This is a genomic window from Gordonia sp. McavH-238-E (genome assembly GCF_022348225.1).
GTDB classification, from domain to species: domain Bacteria; phylum Actinomycetota; class Actinomycetes; order Mycobacteriales; family Mycobacteriaceae; genus Gordonia; species Gordonia terrae.
On record NZ_JAKRFE010000040.1, the window covers coordinates 1 to 1,624 of the forward strand.

Below are 1,624 nucleotides of genomic sequence, written 5' to 3' on the forward strand. Positions count from 1 at the left end.
GGGTGTCGATAACGTGAAAATGCCCTCTGAGCTGGAATGATTGGTGGTGTTGAGACAACAAAACATTCCAGCTCAGAAGGCACTTTCAGTGAAAGTATCGCACACGTTCTCCGCCGAGTCCGCCATCTTCGACGACGACAACCTGGTGTCGCACGCCGGACTGGTACCGGTCATGAGAGTGGCCGAGTCGACCGGGTTGGCCGTATCGCTGGGCGACCGAGTCGATCTCGGCACCACCCAGGTCGCCTCCGCTGGGGCCAACCTCGAGGCGAAACTGTTGACCGTGATCGCCGGATTATGTTGCGGCGCTGACAGTATCGACGACCTCGGAAGGGTTCGCGCCGGTGGGCACACCCGCCTGTTCGACCGCGTGTACGCCCCAGCCACGATCGGGCAAACGCTGCGCGAGTTCACCCCCGGACATGCCCGAGCGCTCAACGCGGTGATGACCCACACATTGCCGGCGATGTGCGCCACGGCGGGTCTGCTACCCACCGACGGGTCCCAGGTATTTGTCGACATTGACTCACTACTACGCCCGGTCTACGGCTACCAGAAAGAAGGCGGCTCCTACGGGCACGCCAAAATCGCCGGGCGTGAACTCCTCCGCAAAGGTCTGTCCCCGCAGGTCACCACTCTGTCCGCAGCCGGGCATGCACCGGTGATCGGCAACGCCTGGCTACGCGCCGGGCGCACCGCCTCCGGGAGCGGGGCAGCGAGAATGATCGCCGAAACCCTGACCACCGCACGCCGGTGTGGGGCGAGCGGGGAGATCACCGTGCGTGGCGACGCCGCCTATGGCACCGCCGCGGTGATGCGCACCTGCCAACGCCTCGAAGCGACGTTCTCGCTGGTCCTACGCACCAACACCGCGATCACCCGCGCCATCACCGCGATCAGCGACGACGCCTGGACCCCGGTGCACTACCCCGGGGCGGTCACCGACCCCGACACCGGCGAACTGATCTCCGATGCCGAAGTCGCCGAAACCACCCACACCGTGCAACCGGACTCCACCCAACCGGTCACCGCCCGACTCATCGTGCGCCGGGTCAAAGCCCACCACCCCGCCGGCACCGACACCCTGATGCCCGCCTGGCGGTACCACTCGTTTTTCACCAACACCACCGACGACACCGTCACCGCCGACATCACCCACCGCCGCCACGCCATCATCGAAACCGTGTTCGCCGACCTCATCGACGGACCCCTGGCGCACCTGCCCTCCGGAGTCTTCGGCGCCAACGCCGCCTGGCTCGCGCTGGCCGCCATCAGCCACAACCTGATGCGCACCCTCGCCGCGCTCACCGCAACCCCCAGACTCCGCGCCGCGCGTGCAGCAACGCTGCGTCGCACACTGATCGCGATACCCGCCCGACTGGCCCGACCAGCACGAACACCCATCCTGCACCTACCCCGACACTGGCCCACCCAACACGCGTTCACCGCGCTGTGGTCCGCAGTCCACACCACCTGAACCCGCACCTCAACACGACCGCCCACCACCAAGGAACCCCAGTGAAAAGGCTGACACAGGTCAGCGAATACCCCGCGCCCACAACACAATCAGACGCTCACGCACCGCAAACCCACCCGCCTGAAACCTCATCCACGGATTCAGGCT

The 1,624-nt window shown here is 65.9% G+C and carries 1 protein-coding gene; it reads left to right on the top strand.

Translation table 11 applies throughout. The annotated features are described in order from the left end of the window. Positions 1-88: 88 nt before the first annotated feature. Complete coding sequence (locus MHN80_RS25605) at positions 89-1,477, top strand: IS1380 family transposase (protein WP_239404134.1); 1,389 nt, start codon at positions 89-91, stop codon at positions 1,475-1,477. Positions 1,478-1,624: the final 147 nt, after the last annotated feature.